Annotated in this window: 14 protein-coding genes, 4 pseudogenes and 1 CRISPR repeat array; of the genes and pseudogenes, 9 read left to right on the top strand and 9 right to left on the bottom strand. The window is 63.9% G+C overall.

The features are described 5' to 3' along the window. The first annotated feature begins 5 nt into the window (after positions 1-5). The 7 genes and pseudogenes from cas5e (at position 6) to BJ970_RS37165 (ending at position 5,673) form a co-directional block, all read left to right on the top strand. Entirely contained in the window at positions 6-743 is a 738-nt protein-coding gene (cas5e, locus tag BJ970_RS24165) for a type I-E CRISPR-associated protein Cas5/CasD (RefSeq protein WP_312864379.1), read from the top strand. Next, on the top strand, positions 734-1,435 hold the full coding sequence (gene cas6e, locus BJ970_RS24160; protein ID WP_184728327.1) for a type I-E CRISPR-associated protein Cas6/Cse3/CasE: 702 nt from the start codon (positions 734-736) through the stop codon (positions 1,433-1,435). Before cas5e ends, cas6e begins: the two co-directional genes overlap by 10 nt. A 158-nt stretch (positions 1,436-1,593) precedes the next feature. After that, a pseudogene (gene cas1e, locus BJ970_RS40160) lies at positions 1,594-2,292 on the top strand (type I-E CRISPR-associated endonuclease Cas1e); the annotation flags it as partial. A gap of 151 nt (positions 2,293-2,443) precedes the next feature. Beyond that, a CRISPR array of direct repeats spans positions 2,444-3,199; the repeat unit is 25 nt; unit sequence CGATTCCCCGCGCGAGCGGGGGTGG. Positions 3,200-3,207: 8 nt separating this feature from the next. Beyond that, the gene (locus tag BJ970_RS24150) at positions 3,208-4,056 is read left to right on the top strand and encodes a hypothetical protein (protein ID WP_184728326.1); all 849 of its coding nucleotides are present in this window, start codon (positions 3,208-3,210) and stop codon (positions 4,054-4,056) included. A 392-nt stretch (positions 4,057-4,448) separates the two neighbouring features. After that, positions 4,449-4,766, top strand: coding sequence for a transposase (locus BJ970_RS24145; RefSeq protein WP_184728325.1), 318 nt, complete (start codon positions 4,449-4,451; stop codon positions 4,764-4,766). Beyond that, a complete protein-coding gene (locus tag BJ970_RS24140; protein ID WP_221467297.1) occupies positions 4,763-5,476 on the top strand; it encodes an IS3 family transposase in 714 nt (237 codons plus the stop codon). Before BJ970_RS24145 ends, BJ970_RS24140 begins: the two co-directional genes overlap by 4 nt. Next, complete coding sequence (locus BJ970_RS37165) at positions 5,473-5,673, top strand: IS3 family transposase (RefSeq protein WP_221467296.1); 201 nt, start codon at positions 5,473-5,475, stop codon at positions 5,671-5,673. Before BJ970_RS24140 ends, BJ970_RS37165 begins: the two co-directional genes overlap by 4 nt. Before the next feature lie 597 nt (positions 5,674-6,270). Here BJ970_RS37165 and BJ970_RS24135 read toward each other — a convergent pair. Further along, complete coding sequence (locus tag BJ970_RS24135; protein ID WP_184728324.1) at positions 6,271-8,046, bottom strand: reverse transcriptase/maturase family protein; 1,776 nt, start codon at positions 8,044-8,046, stop codon at positions 6,271-6,273. Positions 8,047-8,692: 646 nt separating this feature from the next. On the opposite strand from BJ970_RS24135, the pseudogene BJ970_RS24130 reads away from it, so the two are divergent. Continuing rightward, a pseudogene (locus tag BJ970_RS24130) lies at positions 8,693-9,948 on the top strand (IS256 family transposase); the annotation flags it as partial. 52 nt (positions 9,949-10,000) lie between these two features. Here the strand turns inward: BJ970_RS24130 and BJ970_RS24125 are convergent. After that, entirely contained in the window at positions 10,001-10,165 is a 165-nt protein-coding gene (locus BJ970_RS24125) for a hypothetical protein (RefSeq protein ID WP_184729426.1), read from the bottom strand. 180 nt (positions 10,166-10,345) lie between these two features. Then, positions 10,346-11,816 (bottom strand): annotated as a pseudogene (locus BJ970_RS24120) (IS1380 family transposase). Positions 11,817-12,143: 327 nt separating this feature from the next. On the opposite strand from BJ970_RS24120, the gene BJ970_RS37160 reads away from it, so the two are divergent. Continuing rightward, complete coding sequence (locus tag BJ970_RS37160; RefSeq protein ID WP_221467295.1) at positions 12,144-12,332, top strand: hypothetical protein; 189 nt, start codon at positions 12,144-12,146, stop codon at positions 12,330-12,332. A 259-nt stretch (positions 12,333-12,591) separates the two neighbouring features. Here BJ970_RS37160 and BJ970_RS24110 read toward each other — a convergent pair whose 3' ends face one another. From BJ970_RS24110 to BJ970_RS24085, 6 genes and pseudogenes are all read right to left on the bottom strand, one after another. After that, positions 12,592-13,485 (bottom strand): LysR family transcriptional regulator, encoded by an 894-nt coding sequence (locus BJ970_RS24110; RefSeq protein WP_281399481.1) that lies wholly within the window; start codon positions 13,483-13,485, stop codon positions 12,592-12,594. Positions 13,486-13,535: 50 nt separating this feature from the next. Then, the gene (locus BJ970_RS24105; protein ID WP_184728322.1) at positions 13,536-14,330 is read right to left on the bottom strand and encodes an HpcH/HpaI aldolase/citrate lyase family protein; all 795 of its coding nucleotides are present in this window, start codon (positions 14,328-14,330) and stop codon (positions 13,536-13,538) included. Beyond that, positions 14,330-15,172 (bottom strand): HTD2 family dehydratase, encoded by an 843-nt coding sequence (locus tag BJ970_RS24100; protein ID WP_184728321.1) that lies wholly within the window; start codon positions 15,170-15,172, stop codon positions 14,330-14,332. The genes BJ970_RS24105 and BJ970_RS24100 overlap by 1 nt, the downstream gene beginning before the upstream one ends. Then, positions 15,169-16,322 (bottom strand): annotated as a pseudogene (locus BJ970_RS24095) (dicarboxylate/amino acid:cation symporter). Before BJ970_RS24095 ends, BJ970_RS24100 begins: the two are co-directional and overlap by 4 nt. A 307-nt stretch (positions 16,323-16,629) precedes the next feature. Beyond that, positions 16,630-17,838 (bottom strand): CaiB/BaiF CoA transferase family protein, encoded by a 1,209-nt coding sequence (locus tag BJ970_RS24090; RefSeq protein ID WP_184728320.1) that lies wholly within the window; start codon positions 17,836-17,838, stop codon positions 16,630-16,632. Beyond that, positions 17,835-19,085 (bottom strand): methylaspartate ammonia-lyase, encoded by a 1,251-nt coding sequence (locus BJ970_RS24085; protein ID WP_184728319.1) that lies wholly within the window; start codon positions 19,083-19,085, stop codon positions 17,835-17,837. Before BJ970_RS24085 ends, BJ970_RS24090 begins: the two co-directional genes overlap by 4 nt. Between the last annotated feature and the right edge of the window lie 37 nt (positions 19,086-19,122).

Raw genomic sequence — 19,122 nt, 5'->3', positions numbered from 1 at the left:
TCCGTGTGAGCACCGCAACGCTGGTCCTGCGCATCGACGCCCCCATGCAATCGTGGGGACTGCGCTCGAAATTCATCCGCCGCGACACCGCCGCCGAACCCACCAAATCCGGCATCGTCGGCCTCCTCGCCGCGGCCTGCGGCATCCGCCGCACCGACACCGCCGGAATTACTACGCTCGCCGAACTGGAGATGGGCGTCCGGGTCGACCGTGAGGGACTCGTCGAGCGCGACTTCCACGTCACCGAAAACGTCCCGAACACCCACGGCAAGAACCATCGCACGGTGGTCAGTGACCGATACTACCTTGCCGACGCACTCTTCCTCGTCGCCCTGCACGGCCCGCTCACGACGATCAGCGAACTCGATGAGGCCATCCGCCGACCCCGCTGGCCACTCTATTTCGGGCGCAAAGCCTTCGTACCCGCCAACCCACTTCTCGAACACCCATCGCGACGCGAGCAGCACGGGACCGGCGTATTCGAGCAACCGCTGCCAGAGGTACTGAAAACCCACCCGTGGCTGGAAAACAGACGCGAATTCCGCCACCAGATCTCCCGCACCGACGGAAACGCACTGCTGCGCACCGTCCAAGATACCCCGCCCTGCGACCCCGCCGCGGAACTACGACACGACCATCCACTGTCCTTCGCTGACGGCGACCGACGCTACGCATCCCGCACCGTCGTCACCGGCCACGTCGAACTCACCCCCGCCATGATCGGAGACCGCGCGTGTTCCTGAGCAAGCTGCAGGTCAACGTCGCCTCCCGCGCTTTCCGAACCGACTACGCCAACATCCACGACCTGCACCGCACCGTCATGTCCGCCTTCCCCGACCTCCCCAAGAACACACCAGCACGCCAGGAACACGGCGTCCTATGGAGACTGGACGCCTCCCCCAGCGGCTACACCCTCTACATCCAAAGCCAGATCCACCCCGACTGGGCCACCCTCCCCGAGGGCTACCTACGCGACCGAGCATACGTGCGCTGCCTGCAACCAGTCCTCGCAGCCATCCAACCCGGCCGCCGGTTCGCCTTCCGCATCATGGCCAACCCCACCCAAGCCATCTCTCCCGGCGACAAGCCACCCGCACCACGCAGACCAAGCAAACGCGTCGCGCTGCACCGCCCCGACGACCAAATCAACTGGCTCCTCCGCCAAGGCGAACGCCACGGCTTCACCATCCCCCACACCGGAGACCACGGCCCCGACATAGCCCCCTCCCCTAGCCCCCAACTCACCGGCTACAAAACCGCCACCAACGCACGCTCCGGCCGACACAAGATCACCATTTCCCCTGTCCGGTACGACGGCCACCTCATCGTCACCGACCCCAACGCCCTCGCCGCAGCCGTCCAACACGGCATCGGCCGAGCCAAGGCATACGGCTGCGGCCTCCTCAGCCTCGCCCCACCCCAAACAGCACCATGACACCCTGACGACCACTCACGCGATCACCACCAGCAACCTGCCCGACCACACCCGAGGCGCCCACCACACCCAAACAACCTCATGAAACAGCAACGCAACCCAGCCTATCTAGCCTGCATCCGATCAAAGACCGCATCACACACCTCTATCTCGACACCGTGCGCGTAGTCTGCGACCGCAACGGCATCTGCGCCCAGACCGAACACCCCGACACCGGCCACATCGACCGCGTCTACCTACCCAGCGCCAGCCTCGCCTGCCTTCTGCTCGGCCCCGGAACCAGCATCACCCAAGCCGCCATCACAGCACTCACCCGAGATGGCACCGTCGTCGTCTGGGTCGGCAACGCCGGAGTCCGCTGCTACTCCGCATTCCTCCACCACAACACCTCCACCCGGCTTCTCCACCAACAAATCAAAATCGTCGCAGACTCCTCAGCACGCATACAGGCCGCACGACGACACTTCCAACTCCGCTTCGGCGAACCACCCCCGTCCGACTCAACCCTGCAACAGCTTCGCGGCATGGAAGGCGCCCAAGTCAAGGCGACCAACAAATACCTCGCCAAACAACACCGTGTCGGCCCGTTCAAACGCTCCTACGACCCGCACGACTTCGACGCCGGCGAACCGGTCAACAAAGCACTCACCGCAGGCAACGCCGCCCTCTACGGCATCACCACCGCCGTCCTGCTCAGCCTCGGTGCCTCGCCTGCCCTGGGACTCATCCACGAACACAACCAGCGTGCGTTCACCTACGACATCGCAGACCTCTACAAGACCCAGTACATCCTGCCGACCGCGTTCTCACTCGCCCGAAGCGACAACCCACACCGCGACATCCGCCGCCAACTGCGCGACGACCTTCGCCTCCTACGCCTCGTGCCCCGGATGATCCGCGACATCCACTACGTACTCGGCGACGACAGCACACCCGATCATGAACCCCGACCACACCACACCGGATCACAAAACAGCAACGCAATAGCATTTCACCAGGTCGCCAAGCCGATTCCCCGCGCGAGCGGGGGTGGTCCAGTGTGCTAGATTTAATTGACTAGCAGAATAGCCGATTCCCCGCGCGAGCGGGGGTGGTCCCCATCGTGGGGCGTCCTCAAAGAGCTCGCGAACCGATTCCCCGCGCGAGCGGGGGTGGTCCCCTGTGGGACTCCAACGCCGCCAAGGGCATCCCCGATTCCCCGCGCGAGCGGGGGTGGTCCCGTGTCCGACCCGAACTGCACCCGCGACGACTGCGATTCCCCGCGCGAGCGGGGGTGGTCCCAGCCGAAGCCACTGGCGTGCCCGATCCGCCGACGATTCCCCGCGCGAGCGGGGGTGGTCCGGAGAAACGCATGACGAAGGATCTGGATACTGCCGATTCCCCGCGCGAGCGGGGGTGGTCCGACACCGGACACGGCCGTCGCGATCAAGACCGGCGATTCCCCGCGCGAGCGGGGGGGTCCCGCGTCAGGCCAGTCCGACAGGACCAGTTCGGCCGATTCCCCCCGCGAGCGGGGGTGGTCCGACGTAGGGGACGGCAACCCCGATGACCTCCGCCGATTCCCCGCGCGAGCGGGGGTGGTCCCGACCTTGTTGAGGTCGCCCGCAGGCTCGTACTCGATTCCCCGCGCGAGCGGGGGTGGCCCCAGCGTGCAGCTCTCCGGACTGCTGGCATCGCTCGATTCCCCGCGCGAGTGGGGGTGGTCCTGGGCACAGCAGCACGGCGACCCCGCTGCCGCCCGATTCCCCGCGCGAGCGGGGGTGGCCCGTCGGTTGGGCCGAGCTCGCGTCAGCCACACCGGCAGTCACCACCTCGCGGCCATCCCCACCACCGCGCCACCGTGGTCCGCCCCCAGCCGAGAAGTCGCCCGACGGGCACTTGCCCGCACCCTGCCCGACACCGAACCGACCACGGCAGCCCAAGTCAGCAATGCAGCCCTCCACATCGCAGCAGAATGGGGCCGCTTCCTCCGACGCGACGACCTTCGCCAGGTCCTCGCGCACTGGCAACGCACAGCGTGGCTACGCACCAGCCCGCCAGCACCACGACGATGGGTCACCACCGAACTCGGTCACCGCACCTTCCGCGCCATCGCCCGCGCTACCGGAACGCGCCTACCCCGACGCCCCCGCATTCAAGACCACGACCACGACCGGCTGACCGCCCACCTCGTCGGACAACTCGCCGCGACCCACCCCACCGTCGTCGGCCCACTCCGCATCGCCCGCCGAACCAGCCTCGGAAAAGGCCAATCCTGGATCATCCCGGACGCCCTCGTCGGTTTCACCCTCGAATCCGGACCACTGCTGCTCGCACTCGAAGTAGAGCGCCACGGCCGATACGACAACCTCAACCGCCACATCAACAACTACCTACTCCTCGCACAGCACCTGCCCGAATTCCGCCTCCGACTGCTTGTCGCCACCAACCAGACCAGTCTCGGACGCCACCAACTCATCACCGACCGAATCGTCGCCACACGCCACCACCAGCCGCCGCTCGACATCCAAGCAGCACTCACGACCACCGCAACGGCCCTCAATCACCTGGCAGCCTGGGGAATCCACCCGACCACCCCCGCCTGGGACCCCTTCCCGCCACAACCCGCACAGGCGAAGTAACGAGAAAACGTCCGGAAGCCAACCTTGCGACGCGGACCAAACAAAGCCCTCCACCTGCGAAAACAAGACTCGAGGAACCGCCCTACCGTCATTCGACGCAAAAAACGAGAAACGTCCAGAAGCCAACGACATCCGACACCCAGCCCAAACCTCCTACCAGCACAAACAACCCTCGAAAGCCCGCTCGACGGTCATCGTGATCTGGGCAGCAGACATCGCGCCGACGACACACGTGACATCGCGGTGCCCAGGTAATAAGGAACGGTCCCCAACATCCGCAACCTCTTCGACCCCGCCACCCATGAGCCAGGGGAAGCGGGCGCCCTCCTTTCCGTGAGCTCTGTGCTTCCCCTCGTAGCGTGGAGACCTGAGCTAGGAGAGATGATCAGGTCGTGGGAAACAAGAGGCGTCGGTTCGATCCGGAGTTCCGGGCGGGCGCGGTGCGGATCGTGGCGGAGACCGGGAAGCCGGTCGCGCAGGTCGCGCGGGAGTTGGGTGTTAGCCCGTACACGCTGCATAACTGGGTGCAGGCTGATCGTGGGCGCACCGAGCAGGAGCGAGGCGCGCTGGATGAGGCCGAGCGCGCGGAGCTGACGCGGTTGCGGGCAGAGAAAGCCGAGTGGGACAAGGAGATAACGGAGTTAGAGATGGAGCGTGATGTCCTCAAGCAATCCATGGTCCTGTGGGTCAAGGATGCGATGAACCAGTGATCGTGGCGGAGTTCATCGCGTCCCAGAGGACCGGTTTCGGCGTTCCGCACGCGATCGCCTGCCGGGCCCTGGGAGTCTCGCAGTCCTGGTTCTACAAGTGGATCAACCGTGAGCCCACCCGGCGTGAGCAGCGGCGCGCACAGCTGGATGAGCAGATCCAGACGCTGTTCACCGCCTCGGGCGGCACCTACGGCAGCCCCCGGATCACCGATGATCTTCGGGAAGCCGGCTGGAAGGTTTCGGAGAAAACCGTGGCGGCACGGATGGCCGAACTCGGCCTGGCCGGCCGTCCGGTGAAGCGGCGCCGGTCGTTGACGCGGTCTGGAAAACGGCCCGTGGCAAGGGATCTGGTGCGCCGGAAGTTCACCGCCGTGGCTCCGGATGTGCTGTGGTGCGGTGATGTCACCCAGATCGACACCGATGAGGGACCGCTCTACCTCGCCACGACCGAGGACCTGTTCTCGCGGCGGATGCTGGGCTATGGAATGTCGGCCCACCACGACTCGGCGCTGGTGACCGCGTCCCTGCGGATGGCCGCCACCAGCCGGGGCGGCCAGGTCGACGGGGTGATCTTCCATTCTGATCGCGGATCCGAATACACCGCCGCGGCCACAGGCAGGACCTGTCGCGCGCTGGGCATCACGCAATCGATGGGCCGGGTCGGATCAGCGCTGGACAACGCCGCCGCCGAGGTGTTCAACTCCACATGAAGGTCGAGTTCGTCCACCAGCACCACTTCGCCACTCGCGCCGAAGCACGCCTGAAGATGGCGACCTGGATCGCGGACTTCTACAACACCACTCACCGACACAGCGCGAACGACGGCATCGGCCCGATCCCGTTCGAGCACCACATGGCACAAGCGCGAGCCAACACAACAACGCAGGTCACACCCGAAGTGGCATAACACCGTCTCCACGGTTCAAGGGGATTGACACTGTTGAGATCATTAGGCAAGCCGTCGCGACCGGCGATGCGTACAGTACGTCGCGCAAGGCGTCCTCGACTATCGCTTATGCCAGCAGGCCAAGTCGGACACCAACCGGCGAGCACTCACCCAGGTCATGGAGTCAGCGGGCCTCGATAGCGGAACCGTGCGAGCCGCAGTCCTCGACGACCTCATGATATCTGCGGAGAGGAGTGAAAGGTTCCTGGAAGCGGTGCTCGGCCGGCAAGGAGGCTGAGATCAAGTCTGGGGGCGAGATTGTTGTTTGACGCGGCTTTTGGGCTACTTCTATGCGGATGCTCGCGATCAGTGTCGGACCGCTCCGATCGCAACCGGACCGACAGGTGCAGGTAGGAGCATTCTTACTTGGCAGTGCGTGCAGTTGGAGCACGCCCAGTGCAGCTCGGCGCGCAAACGCATCAGCTCTTCTCCGGTCTCGGCTGGAACAGGGTGGGCTGCACGCGAGGTGCCGGGTTTCTAGGGTTGATCCCGGTCCTTTTCGTGCACCCTCCCTCCGAACCACGCGGGCATCTTTCGATGCACGTGGCTCTCCAGTGACTATGCCGCGTTCGTGACAGGAGTGGCGTGAATGGCGTCGTGGCATGGTCGGCAGACCACGAGGGTCTTCCGCCGTTTGGCTGCCATGATCGACGCCCACGCCGGTTGGTCAGGTCCGGGCTGACCGAGCCGGGCGAGTTTGGCGACGTGGTGGACCACCACGGGGCCGGTGTCCTCACACAGCTCGCACCTGCTCCGCACGAGTCTGTTGACGATCTCCTTGCGCGGGTAGGGAACCCGGACTGGAACGCGGTCGGTGATGATCGCGCTCTTGTTCCGTGTCAGGGATATCCCGCCGAACCGTGCTACCAGGTCTTGCTTGCCGTCGCGGTGAACCCAGGCTTCGAAACACGTGCGCAGCCCGTACGGTGTTTCGATCTTGGCCCGATGCCGGGCCGCCATCGTCATGACCGTGGACTTGTGCTTGGCCGCCAAGGTCTTCAGCATGGACGTCTGCGCGTTCCAGTGCAGCGTGTGGAGCCGCCAGACGTCGATAGCAAGAAGATAGTAGTTGACCACGCCCCGGTATTCGGCCGCATAGGTCCGCACGATGTCGTAGTCGTGCAGGTTCTGCATGGCCGGACGGTGCCAGGGTTTGCCGTGGCGCCGGTAGAGGGCGCAGTGGGCCGTGATCACATCGCGGGGCACGCGCAGCGCGATCGCTCCGTTGGCCGATCGTCGGCCGTAGGTGAGCTTGCTGTCGGCGTGCTGGACGGTGATTTCGTAGCCGAGGAACCGTGCCGCGTCGGTGCGGGCGTGGGTGATGAGCGTCTTGTCGGCGCTGAGGTCCAGTGCGAGTTCGTCGCGCAGGAACCTGGCCAGCTCATCCTTGATGGCCTCGGCTTCGGCCTTCGGTCCGCTGAACCCCAGGATATGGTCGTCGGCGTAGCGGCAGTACCGCAACCGCCGGTATCCGGGGTCCACAGGATCACCCGAGGGTAAGGTGCGCAGTTGCTTGGTCAGCTCCCGCGTTGTGGCGCGGTCGCCGCGCGTGCGCGCCTCCTGCCGCCGGCGTTTCACCCGTGAGTATTCGGGATTGCGCCGTCGGCGTTGTCCTCGGGTGTACTGCGGGATGAGGATTTTCTCAACGAACTCGTCCAGCTTGTTCAGGTAAATATTGGAAAGGACGGGGGATACCACACCACCTTGCGGAACCCCGCTTAGCGCCTCGTGGTGTTCCCAGTCTTCGAGGTACCCGGCTTTGAGCATGTTCCGAACAAGCCGGAGAAACCGGTTATCGTGGAGCTTCTCCGCCAGGATCTTGATCATTATGTCGTGATCCAAACTGCCGAAACAGTCAGCGATATCGCCCTCGATAAACCACACGGTGCCGGTCCAGGTATGTTCCACTTCGCGTAGTGCGGTGTGGCATCCCCGTTTCCGGCGGAATCCGTGTGAGCGGTCGGAGAACGTCGGCTCGTAGTAGGCTTCCAGCAGGAGGCGCACCACTTCGCCAACGAGTTTGTCCGACCATGACGGCAGTCCCAGCTGGCGCATCTTTCCGTTCTTCTTCGGGATGAACACCCGGCGGGTGGGAGTGAACCGGTAGCGTTCGTGGCGCATCGCCTCGATGATGGCGTTGATTTTCTCCTCGGACATGCCGTCCACGGTCTCGTCCGTGGTCCCGGGAGTCATTGCGCCCTGGTTGGCGTAGATGTTCCCGTATGCCAGCAGGTACAGTTCCTTGTTGAACATCTGGCGATAGAGCTCATCGCACGGCAGACCTTTCCTGCCTCGGTCGTGGAGGACGTCCAGTACCGTTTCGGCTTTCTGCATTACGCGTACCTTGTGGCCTTGTTGATGTCCGATCACCTGGACCCCTTTGCCCTGTAGACGGGTCTTCGCCGTCCTCCGTGGCAGGGCGTGACTCCTGCGGCTACTACGGGTCCTCTGTCACCTTAGGACTCGCATCCCGTAGGTGATCCCACGTTTGTCAGTGTCATACGTATCTAGCGTGACGTAGGCGTCCCACTCATCTCCTTGAATGTCCTTATCGGACATCGCTCCGGTCCCCGGAAGTCTGTGGCAGGCCATTCCTCATCCTGCCGCAGGGGTCGGCGTTGGTTACAGGCGTCTTTCCAACGGGTGTTCAATTGCACCTTCTGGAGATTAGGATTCAGACCGTCTAGTTTTCGCCGTATCACGCGGATCCCTCGACGCGCCACCCCATACGCCTGGGCATGACCGTCGATTTCCTGCCATGCTACTGTCCCCGTTTCCTTTCGGATTAAGGTAAGGCATCAGATCCAGAGACGTACCTCCAATCTCTGCCCGCTGCGCGGGCGATACGACACTGCACCTCGTGGCGCAGGGAATGCTCGGAACCTGTGGATCGGCTGGGGAGGGGCGTACCTTCCCAGTGATCGGATGAAGGTTCCAAGCATGGCCGACGTTGCCGCGTCGGTCGGGAAGGTACGACCCGATGCTGAGCATAGTCCCTGACCCTGATTCCCGTGGTGGCGGCAGCCCTGCTTCCGCGTCGTTGATCGATGAGATTGTGCGTGAGGGTGCCCGTCAGATGCTGGCCGAGGCGTTACAGGCCGAGGTGGACGCCTACATCGCGCAGTTCGCTGACCAGCGCGACGAGCGTGGCCACCGCTTGGTGGTCCGCAACGGCTACCACCAGCCTCGCGAGGTCTTGACGTCTGCTGGAGCGGTCGAGGTCACCGCACCGCGGGTCAACGACAAGCGCACCGATCCCGGCACTGGTGAGCGGTGTCGGTTTTCCTCGGCGATCCTGCCGACGTGGGCGCGCAAGACCCCGAAGATCACCGAGGTGCTGCCGCTGTTGTACCTGCACGGTCTGTCAAGCGGGGATTTCGTGCCTGCACTCGGGCAGTTCCTTGGCAGCAGCAAGGGCTTATCCGCTGCGGTGATCACGAAGTTGACCGAGCAGTGGAAGGCCGAGCACCGTGCCTTCGCAGATCGTGATCTGTCCGAAGTGGACTTCGTGTACCTGTGGGTGGACGGTATTCATGTGAATATCCGTTTGGAAGAGCACAAACTCTGCCTGCTGGTGATGATCGGTGTGCGTGCCGACGGCCGTAAAGAACTCGTCGCGCTGGCCGACGGCTACCGCGAGTCCACCGAGTCCTGGGCCGACCTACTGCGTGACTGCAAGCGCCGCGGGATGCGCGCCCAGGTGCTCGCCGTCGGGGACGGGGCGCTGGGGTTCTGGGGCGCGCTGCGCGAGGTTTTCCCCGACACCCGCGAGCAGCGCTGTTGGTTCCACAAGATCGGCAATGTGCTCGCCGCATTGCCGAAATCGGCGCATCCAGGGGCGAAGAAGGCCCTGGCACCGAGATCTGGAATGCCGAGGGGCGCCGGCACGCCCTGGAGGCGGTGACAGCGTTTGACGCTGCCTACGGGGCGAAGTTCCCCAAGGCTGTCGCCAAGATCACCGACGATGTCGACGAGCTGCTGGGTTTCTATGACTATCCCGCGCAGCACTGGGTGCATTTGCGCACCACGAACCCCATTGAATCGACTTTCGCGACGGTGCGGCACCGTAGCAAGGTCACCAAGGGGCCAGGCTCGCGCGCGGCGGGGCTGGCGATGGCGTTCAAGCTAATCGAGTCAGCCCAGGACCGTTGGCGTGCGGTCAACGCACCAGAACTCGTCGCCCTGGTGCGCGCCGGAGCACGCTTCGAAAGCGGCAAACTCGTCAAACCCCCGACGACCACGCCCCATCCACCGCCGCCTAATAAGAATCTTGATCCACAGGTCTTGACTATTCCTCCGAGGCGAGCGTGTTCTCGCGGTCCCGGATGTATGCAAGATCGGCAACCGCGGCCGGGCGGAACCGGTTCAGCAGAACGGCGAGTGCATCCCGTTCGGAAGGGCTGATCGGGATCTGTCGGGTAACCAGGCTCGCCGACAACAAGTCGACCAGCATCGACCACTCACCGACGCGACTTAGCCTCGATCCGCCGGTGGTGTTTGTTGGTGATCTTGACCTTGGGGTTTGATCGTCTTTGAGGTCGGTTTGGGTTTTCGGGCGTGTGTGGGCTGCTGGTCTGCCCAGCTTTTCCACGTGTGGTTCCGGTCGGGCCCTTGGGGGGCGGGGCGGGTGGGGTCAGGCTGTTGTTGGTGGGGCGTGGGTGGCGGTGAACAGCTGTGTCCAGGCGTGTTGCCAGGGCCAGTGTTTGGGCAGGTGCAGGGTGAGTTTCCGCGCTGAACGGGCGATGCGGGCCGGGATGTGGATCAGCTGTGCGCGGAGGGTGGCGGTGGTGGCTTTGGCGTGGAAGACCGAGGCCAACGTGCCGGTAGCACGGAGCAGGTTGTAGCTGATGGCCCACAGGATCAGCCAGGCGGCGTTGGCGTTGAACCTGCCGGAGGGCAGGTGGGCCAGGGGGCCGGATTTGCCGTCGGTGATGACCTGTTCGATCACGGCGTGGTCGCGGTGTTGTTGTTCGGCTTGCAGGGTTTCGATGTGGCTGTCGGTGAAGATCGGGTGGTAGCTCCTCGACAAGATGGCGAAGAAGTACCTCGACGAGGAGAGTTTCGATGTGGCTGTCGGTGAAGATCGGGTGGTAGCGCCAGACGGGAAACAACTCGCCCTGCTCACCTTCGATGGGTGGTTTGGCCAGGTCGCGGACCCGGCGCACGATCAGGCGCGCGGTGACCTGCTGGTGTTTGGGCTTGCTGGCGAACGCGGTGTAGGCGGGGATCTCGGCTTCGGCCTCGGAGATCAACTCGCCGGTGTCGGGATCGACGACCGCTCGGGGATAGCGGATCTGCCGCCAGGCATCGGCGGCAATGCCGGCGATCGCGGCGGCGATCGAGGGGTTCATACCCGTCGACAGCGAGGAATACGCCCCGCGCCGGCGGCAGGCGGCGACCACATCAGCGGTGTAGAACTTCGAGTCCGCCCGCACGATCCGCATCCCACGGCACCCGGTTTGGTCGGCGGCGGCCAAGGAGTCGGCGACGAACCGGGCTGCGCCACGCACATCGGCCGCTTTGCCCTCGCGCAGCCGCACCGCGGCGATGACCGGCCGCGCGGTCGGTGTTGAGATCGTGGCCAGCAGCGGATGCAGCGTGCGGATACCTTTGAACCGGCCGATCCGCGCACCCTGCTTGGCCCGGCCATAGACCCGTTTGTGGGTCGGGGCGATATCGATGAATGCCACCTGCCCGGCTCCGGGCAAAAGCGGTGCGTGCGTGGCCGGCTCACCCAGGAACTGCCGGTGCACACGATGCAGTTGCAGGCCATGTCCGTGAGTGAACGACCGCAGAAAAGTGCCCACAGTGGAGGGGGCCTTGATCTCGTCGAACACGACCGGCATCGCCGAGTGCCGAAGGCGGTCGACGTCATCGATACTGTCGGCGCCCGCGGCCATCGCCGCCACCACCGTGAGCACTTTCGCCGCCGGGTTGGCCCCGCCGCTGTTGTCGGCCCCGCTGATACGTACCGCCTCGCTGACCAGCTCACCCAGCCGGGCTCGTTCCGCCAGCCGCACCACCGGGATCAGCCCGGCATCCGCGATCAGGTTCGGATCATCAAACACCGCGCCCAGCCGTGCCGGACTATGAGAAGATCGCACTCCAGAGATGCCCTCTCACTAGGACCGATTGGTTCCTTCAGCAAGATCAATCGTCCCAGCTCAGGAGGGCATCTCGCCTTCTTACGGCCGAACCGTTACCCAAAACCACCGGTGGATCGAGGCTTAGTGTGCGGTACTCCTCCAACCGGTCTGGTGGGAGGCGATCCGCCAGCCGCTCCAGAAGGGCATGTGTATCCATGTGCCGCCGATCAACGGCTCGACCACCGCCGGGACAGATGGCCCCACACTCCGAGCCGGCACGTACAACTCACGACGAAATCCGCGTTGCGCACAACGCCGGTGAGCCAAAATTCGGTCAAACAATCGTTGAGCGACAACGGATTCACGATCGAACGCATCCGTGCCGACCGAATCCTCCGCGAAGCGCTGACCGCAGGCCCGGACCCTCTGCATTTGTCGCTCGTCTTCGGCATCTCCCACAACACCGCACGGCGCTACACCACCGTGGCCGAACGGCTGCTCAGCGACGAACTTGAGCAGCCGGTAGAGCCGTAATGCCGTCCGACGCCGCTAGAATCAGGCCCCACGAACCGCCGCAGTTATGAACCTTCAGGACCGAAAGGCCTTGGGTTCCAACTGAAATCGCTTCAATCCGGCCGGACTCACGGGGGAGCTACCGGTAACCTCGGATATCAGAACTTGCGGAATAGGCTGTTGCAACGCTGGGCTGGCGGTCGGGGTTGTACCAGGCGTTCCGCCTTAGTTTGGGACGGGGCTGTAGTCGCAGATCCTGCCTGGCGCATGACGCGCAGAACTACGCGTGGAGGTGCCGCATCGCGTCCATTACTGCGGCCACGGCCGGCCGGCTTAGGCTGCTTTCCCGGAGGACGGCGAGGACCGTGTAGTGGGCGCTGGCAAGGTTCAGCTGCTTGAGCGCGACTGGGGGAAGGAATGCCGCGAGCTTGGCGTTGACCGGCAGGATCGAAATGCCGTAGCCGTTGCTGACAAGTGTCGTCATGAGGGTGTAGTCGCTGCTGCGGTGGATGACGTCCGGTTCGAACCCTGCTTCACGGCAATACGCCGAGATGAGAAGATTGATCGTTTCCCCGGCGATCCACTTTTCAGAGCTCAGTTCGGCGATCTCGATCGGGTCGTCGCGGTCAGCCAGCTCGTGGTCCACCGGCAGCATGAGGTAGAGGCTGTCGGTGTAGAGGTCTTCGACGTGCAGCCCTGGTGCCAGGCCAACCGACTCGCGAAGGTACGAGGGCATGATCGCAACGTCGAGGTCGCCGGTTGCTAGTGCCGCAAGTGCGGACGCGGCGAGCATTTGGCTGCTCTCGAGGCGGATCTCGGGGTAGCGGGTGCCGAGGTCGTCGAGAAGCTGCGGGAACATGCGTAATGCTGCGGTCTGGAACAGGCCGATTCGAACGCGGCCGGCCACCGTGTGCTGGGCCTGCTCGATCAGCGCATCTATTGAGTCAAGCTCGTGCTTCAGTCGTTTCACTGACGATGCGAGCACATGACCGGTCTCGGTCAGCTGAAGTCGGCGCCCGACCCGTTCGGCGACGGGCACGCCGACCTCGCGTTCGAGGACGGCAAGCCGATGGCTCGCGGCGGAATGGCTCAGGTAAAGAGCATCGGCCGCTTGGGCCAACGTGCCGCGGATTTGGAGCTCGTGGAGCAGGAGCAGGCCACCTACATCGACCATAGGTGTACATTACTCATCTATTTGTGGAGAAACAATGCATACTGTGCAGGTCATCTCGAGTAGGTCTTTGCTCGAGCCACAAGCCGCCGGGCGCGGTCGACGACCGGTTTATCCACCATCCGCCCGTCGACAACCACGGCGCCACCGTCGTCGCGCTGGAGGACCTCCACTGCCCAGGCCAGTTCGTCCGCGTCGGGGACAAACGCCTCATTGACCGCTGTGACTTGACCTGGGTGGACGCACAGCTTGGCTGCGAATCCCAGCTGCCGCCCGCGTGCGAGGTCGGAGGTGAGCTGGGCATTGTCGTGTAGCGCCGTAGTCACTCCATCAATGGGAGGGGCGATGCCTGCGGCCGCTGAAGCTAGGACGACAGTCGACCGGGCGTGCCGCAGGGCCTCGAAGTCATCAGGGTCCACGCCGAGCGAGGTGGCCAGGTCGATACTGCCGAACGCCAGCCGTGCGACGCCGCACGTCCGGGCAAGTGCCTGTGCCCGTAGGACTCCGCACGCGGTCTCGATCAGTGGAATCGACTGGAGGCCGAGACCCTCCAGGACAGCCGGGTCCTCTGCTTTAGGAACGATCACCGTGCACTGGTGCTGCCGAACCAGTGCGAGATCCTTGTCGAACCATTCGGTATCAGGGGCGTTGATCCGGACTGCGACATCGGCGCCAGTTTCGGCCAACCACGCGGCTAGCTCGGCGCGGGCTCGGTTCTTTACTCGAGGCGCAACGGCGTCCTCGAGGTCCACGATCACTTTGTCGGCTTCGCTCGCGAGGGCTTTATCGAATCGATCGGGCCTGTGCCCCGGGACGAACAGCCAGGAGCGTGCGCTCTCGCACGTCATCAGAATGTCACCTTCATGCTCGCTTGGCGGCCACCGCTGGCCCGGTCTACGGACGCCTGGATGACGTCAGGCCCTGTGTGCCTGCCTCGTACCACGACCGTGTCCCCGGTGAAGGTCGGCTGATGCAGGCGGAAGTCGACGGAAGCCAGTGGCCTGGTTGTGTGTCGCCGTACCAACTCGGCCATGAGAAGGACCTGCAGTGGGCCCTGCACGACCAGGTCGGGATAGCCTTCGATCGCCGTCGCGTAGTCCGCGTCGTAGTGAATCCGATGGGTGTTCGCGGTAAGCGCGCTGAACATGAACAGCTCCAGGGCATCAAAGCTGTGCGGCATTTCCCATGTCCCTGATGAAGCCGGAGACTCCGGCCTCTGCCGGGCGACGCCGCCTTTCCCGCTCCGGTAAACATAGTCGAGTTCCTCGACGACTCGAAGTTCGCCGCCTTGTCGGAATTCACTGCGCACGGTCACGAACACCAGCTCTCCACTCCGGCCGCGCTTGACGACGCAGTCCTTAAGGGATGAAAGTCGGCGAACCTTGTCACCCACTCGCAGAATTCCCGGGTACTGGACGCGGCCCCCAGCGAACATCCTCCGCCGGTCCGGGATCGGCGGTAGGAAAGGTCCAGCGGCGGGGTGGCCGTCGGTGCCGAGTTCGTCCTGACACGGCCAGGCCAGAAACGACAGCCAATGCCACAGTGGCGGCAGCGTGTCACCTGGACCTGCGACCGGTGCCACGTTCAACAGTGCTGAGAACGCCTTGACCGCATCTGGGGACACGACGTCGTAGTCGGTCTGCGCTTGCGGGCGCCAATTGTCGAGTGTCGAACTGAACGACACCGTCATGCCGGCACCGCTTCCTTTGGCCGAGCGAATGCATTCTCCGACTTCGCGATCACTACTGTCGCCAGCGAGTTCCCGGCGATGTTGACCGCGGCGCGAGCCATGTCGACGATGAAGTCGACGGCGAGGAGCACCGCAACCCCGCTCGCGGGCAAGCCGATGGCCTGGGACGCCGCCAGCAGGACGACGATCGACGACGACGGGACGCCTGCGATTCCCTTGGTCAGCAGGGCGAGGATCGCGACTGCCACTAATTGCTGGCCGATGGACATGGGCACGTCATACGCGTGCGCCACGAACAGAAGTGCGATGGTCGAGTAGAGCGCGGAACCGTCCGCGTTGAATGAGTACCCGAGCGGAAGGGTGAATGACACAACCTGCCGTTGTGCACCGATTTGCTCCAGCCGCTTGAGCAGAGGAGCGAGGACAGCTTCCGTGCTCCTCGTTGCGTAGGCGATGAGCATGAGGTCCGAGACGTCGCGCAGCAGCCGAAATACTGCACCCTGAAGATCATCGCGATGGCTGGGAAGATCACGACAAGCAGCAAGAGGCAGCCGGCGTAGACGACCACGATGAAATGCCCGAGGGACACCAGGAGCGAGAAGCCATACGTCGCTACCGCATATCCGACGTAGCCGAATACGCCCAGCGGGGAGAGCCGGATGACGTATCGGATGACTGTCAGCATGATTTCCGACAGGGCGTCAAGGGTGTTCTTCACCGATGCGGCTCGCTCGCCGACTGCGGCCAAGGCCAGTCCGAAGAAGAGTCCGAAGACGATTACTGCCAGTAGGTTGTTCGTGCTGAACGCCGCGAAGATATTGCTGGGCACGGCGTCCAAGAGGAACTTTTCGAAGTCGATTCCGTGGGAGAGGCCCTCAGTAGACTTCGTCGCGACCTGGCCGACGGGGACACCCGAGCCAACGTTGGTGACGTTGCCCAGAACAAGGCCGATAAGCAAGATCACGGTGGTGACGATCTCGAAGTACAGGATGCTCTTGCCTGCAAGCCTGCCAAGCCGACCGAGGGATCCAATGTTGGCGATGCTGAGCGCCACCAGCGGGAACAGCAGTGGCACGAGCATCATCTCGATGAGGTTGAGGAATAGCTCGCCCACGACTTTGAGTACTGGACCGGCTGCTGGAAACAGCATTCCTAGGGCGACGCCCAGCGCCACCCCGAGGAACATTTGAACGGGGAGGGGCGGTGGGAGGTAGCGCCTCCGCCCCATAGGTCGGGAGGCCGGGGGTAGGTCAGTTTGATTCGGATGCCACTTCATTGTGACCTCACCTTGTTCCGTCGTCGTTGATATGGCTGGCTCTTGATCAAGCGGTTTCGCACGCTGGTATGCATGGCTCGAAATACCTGGTGCAGCATCGTGACCTCCCAAGGCGACGGCGCCAGCTGGGGAGATCTCGCGTTGCCGAACGCCACCTGGCCGCGAGACAACCCGCCGGTGATCAGCTTGTGTGCTTGCCGAACGCGCCTTTCTTGCGCAGATCGGCGACTTGGGCGGCGGTGTATCCGAGTTGGGTCAGCAGGTCATCGTTGTGTTCGCCCACCGTGGGGGCAGCCGTGTATTCCGGGGTGTACCCGCCCAGCTTGATCGGTGTTCCTAACGCGGAAACGTCACCGAGTGCGGGAGATTCGTAAGTTGCGAGCATGTCGCGACTTGAAACCTCGGCACGGTCCAGTGCCTCCTCCATGCTGCGAACAGGTGCCACCGGAACGGCACCGCGCAGCAGCCTGACCCACTCCTGTGAGGGTTTCCGGCGGAATTCCTCGGCGAGCCGGTTGAGGAGCTCCTCCCGAAACTCGCGGCGGCCGGCGAAGTCGGCGAAGCGCTTGTCACCGGCGACGTCCGTAAGTCCGAGGCGTGCAACAAGTTCGGTGAAGAACCGCTCTTTGCCGCAGGCAACCGCGATGTACCCGTCTGCTGTTTCGAAAAACTGGAAGGGGACGATGCTCGGGTGTGCCGACATGGAGTGCCGCTGCGCAGGCACTCCCGCCGAGAGGAACCACGCGGCCTGGTAGGTCAGCATGGCAAGTGACGAGCGATAGAGGTCTACGTCGACATCACGGCCCGTTGCGGTGCGTCGCGCGTCGTGCAGGGCGACCATGAGCCCAAGTACGGCTGTGAGTCCGCCGATGAAGTCCACAAGAGACAGTCCGCTTTTCGTTGGCGGACCGCTCGGTTCACCGGTGATCGCCGCCCACCCCGCCTGTGCCTGGATCAGAGCGTCATAGGCGGGAAGCGTCGCCTCCTCTCCTGCGCGGCCGTAGCCGGTCAGCGCTGTGCAGACAATCCGCGGATTAACCTCGGAGAGGTGCCGGTAAGTCAGTTGCAGGGCCTCCAATTGGTCGCCGCGCAGGTTGCTGTAAACCGCATCGGCAGTGGCCGCCAGCGCGCGGAAGACCTCCCGGCCGCCACTGCTCTTCAAATCCAACGTGATGCTGCGCTTTCCCCGGTTGAACGCTTCGAAGTACAGGCTGCTCGTGCCGGTCTGGATCGGCGGAACATAGCGTGCGACGTCTCCGCCCGTACCTGGGTCTTCGATCTTGATGACCTCAGCGCCGAGGTCGGCCAAGTAGAGACTGCCGAATGGTCCCGCGCCGAACTGCTCGACCGCCAAGATTCGCAGACCCTGGAGGGGTGCCTCGGTGTTCATGCCGCCTCACCTCGCCTCCCGATGAGGGCGAGCACGCGGCTCATCTCGTTGGTCACGATCATGAGCCCTTCATCGACCCCCATGCCCGGCTTGTTGTAGATGAGGTCGGCACGCATCCCCAGTGCGAGGTTGGCGGTGATCCGGCTCGATTGATCGGTGCCGTTGCAGGTGCCCCCGAGGAACGCCTTGACCCCGTTGGCCCGGCAGACTTCCACGGCCTCAGCCGAGTTTGTGATGGAACCCAGGTCAGGGGTCTTCACCTGGATCATGTCGGCCGCACCAGCCTCGGCGAAAGCTCGAACGTCACCGAGGGTATTGCACCAGTCATCCGCGCAAATCTCGGTGTCACACTCGCGATCACGGAGAGCGGCCCTCAGCTTGGCCATCTGCTCCATCGTCCCGTCACGTGATCCCGCATCGACAGGAGCTTCGAGTCGAAGCTTGAACGGTTTCGCCGCTGCGGCGAGCGTGACCACGTAGTCGGCGACAGCGTGCATGTCAGCATCGAAGATGCGGCCGGGCATGCCGTAAACGTCAAGGTGGAACGTTGGTTCGTACCCCTCGTCGCCGTGCAGCAGAATCCGATCGCGTAGCCACTCGATGTATGCGAGGAGGACTTCCCCCTTTTCTCCGACCTTGTCGACGCTGTTGAACAGGCCCTGGGTGATGGCCGGAACCTGTTTGAGGATCATCTTGTCGGCACCGTCGTGCCTGTCGTCTCCGGACTGCGCAAGGACCGGAATAGGAGACTGACTGACTTCTGATCCGTATTCGTCAGCGGCGACCTCCGCCATCGTGCGACGTTGGACCAGCGACAGCGCGTGGAGCACGGCCTGGCTGGTGCCATACCGGAGCCCGGTGTGCAACTGTCGGTCGCTCTCATCGCGGATCCGTTCCAGCTCGTTGGACAACGTACGTAGTGAGCTGAGTTCCTTTCCTTCCAGGACAGGCGCGATATAACGCTCGATATGCGGCAGGTACTCATCCGCAATCAGTACCGGGTCCCGGCCCACCACCCCCGAGTATTGGATCGCGACGGCGTCGCCGAACCCCACCTCGCCGGAGTCGAGCTCGAGCATCACCGAGATGCTCTCGCCCGGCTGTCGCACCTTGTGCTGCCCCGGAACCACCGGATCCCCGACATAGAAGAACCCGTCGCGCCGAGCGCCCGCCTTGATCGCATGCAAGTCGTCGAAGTAGTACCCGCCCAGCCCTTTCGAGGCATGGACCTTCCGGATCTTGACCACCTTTGGGCCTCCTTGCCCCGTCTGAACTCTCAACGCA

This window comes from Saccharopolyspora phatthalungensis (genome assembly GCF_014203395.1).
GTDB lineage: Bacteria > Actinomycetota > Actinomycetes > Mycobacteriales > Pseudonocardiaceae > Saccharopolyspora > Saccharopolyspora phatthalungensis.
This window is presented reverse-complemented; position numbering and strand designations above follow the sequence as displayed.

Excerpts from the sequence above, each read along its gene's own strand:
- BJ970_RS37165 (WP_221467296.1), top strand. The coding sequence starts at position 5,473 with ATGAAGGTCGAGTTCGTCCACCAGCACCACTTCGCCACTCGCGCCGAA.
- BJ970_RS24135 (WP_184728324.1), bottom strand. The coding sequence starts at position 8,046 with ATGCAGAAAGCCGAAACGGTACTGGACGTCCTCCACGACCGAGGCAGG.
- BJ970_RS24125 (WP_184729426.1), bottom strand. The coding sequence starts at position 10,165 with ATGCTGGTCGACTTGTTGTCGGCGAGCCTGGTTACCCGACAGATCCCG.
- BJ970_RS24110 (WP_281399481.1), bottom strand. The coding sequence starts at position 13,485 with ATGGTCGATGTAGGTGGCCTGCTCCTGCTCCACGAGCTCCAAATCCGC.
- BJ970_RS24105 (WP_184728322.1), bottom strand. The coding sequence starts at position 14,330 with ATGACGTGCGAGAGCGCACGCTCCTGGCTGTTCGTCCCGGGGCACAGG.
- BJ970_RS24100 (WP_184728321.1), bottom strand. The coding sequence starts at position 15,172 with ATGACGGTGTCGTTCAGTTCGACACTCGACAATTGGCGCCCGCAAGCG.
- BJ970_RS24090 (WP_184728320.1), bottom strand. The coding sequence starts at position 17,838 with ATGAACACCGAGGCACCCCTCCAGGGTCTGCGAATCTTGGCGGTCGAG.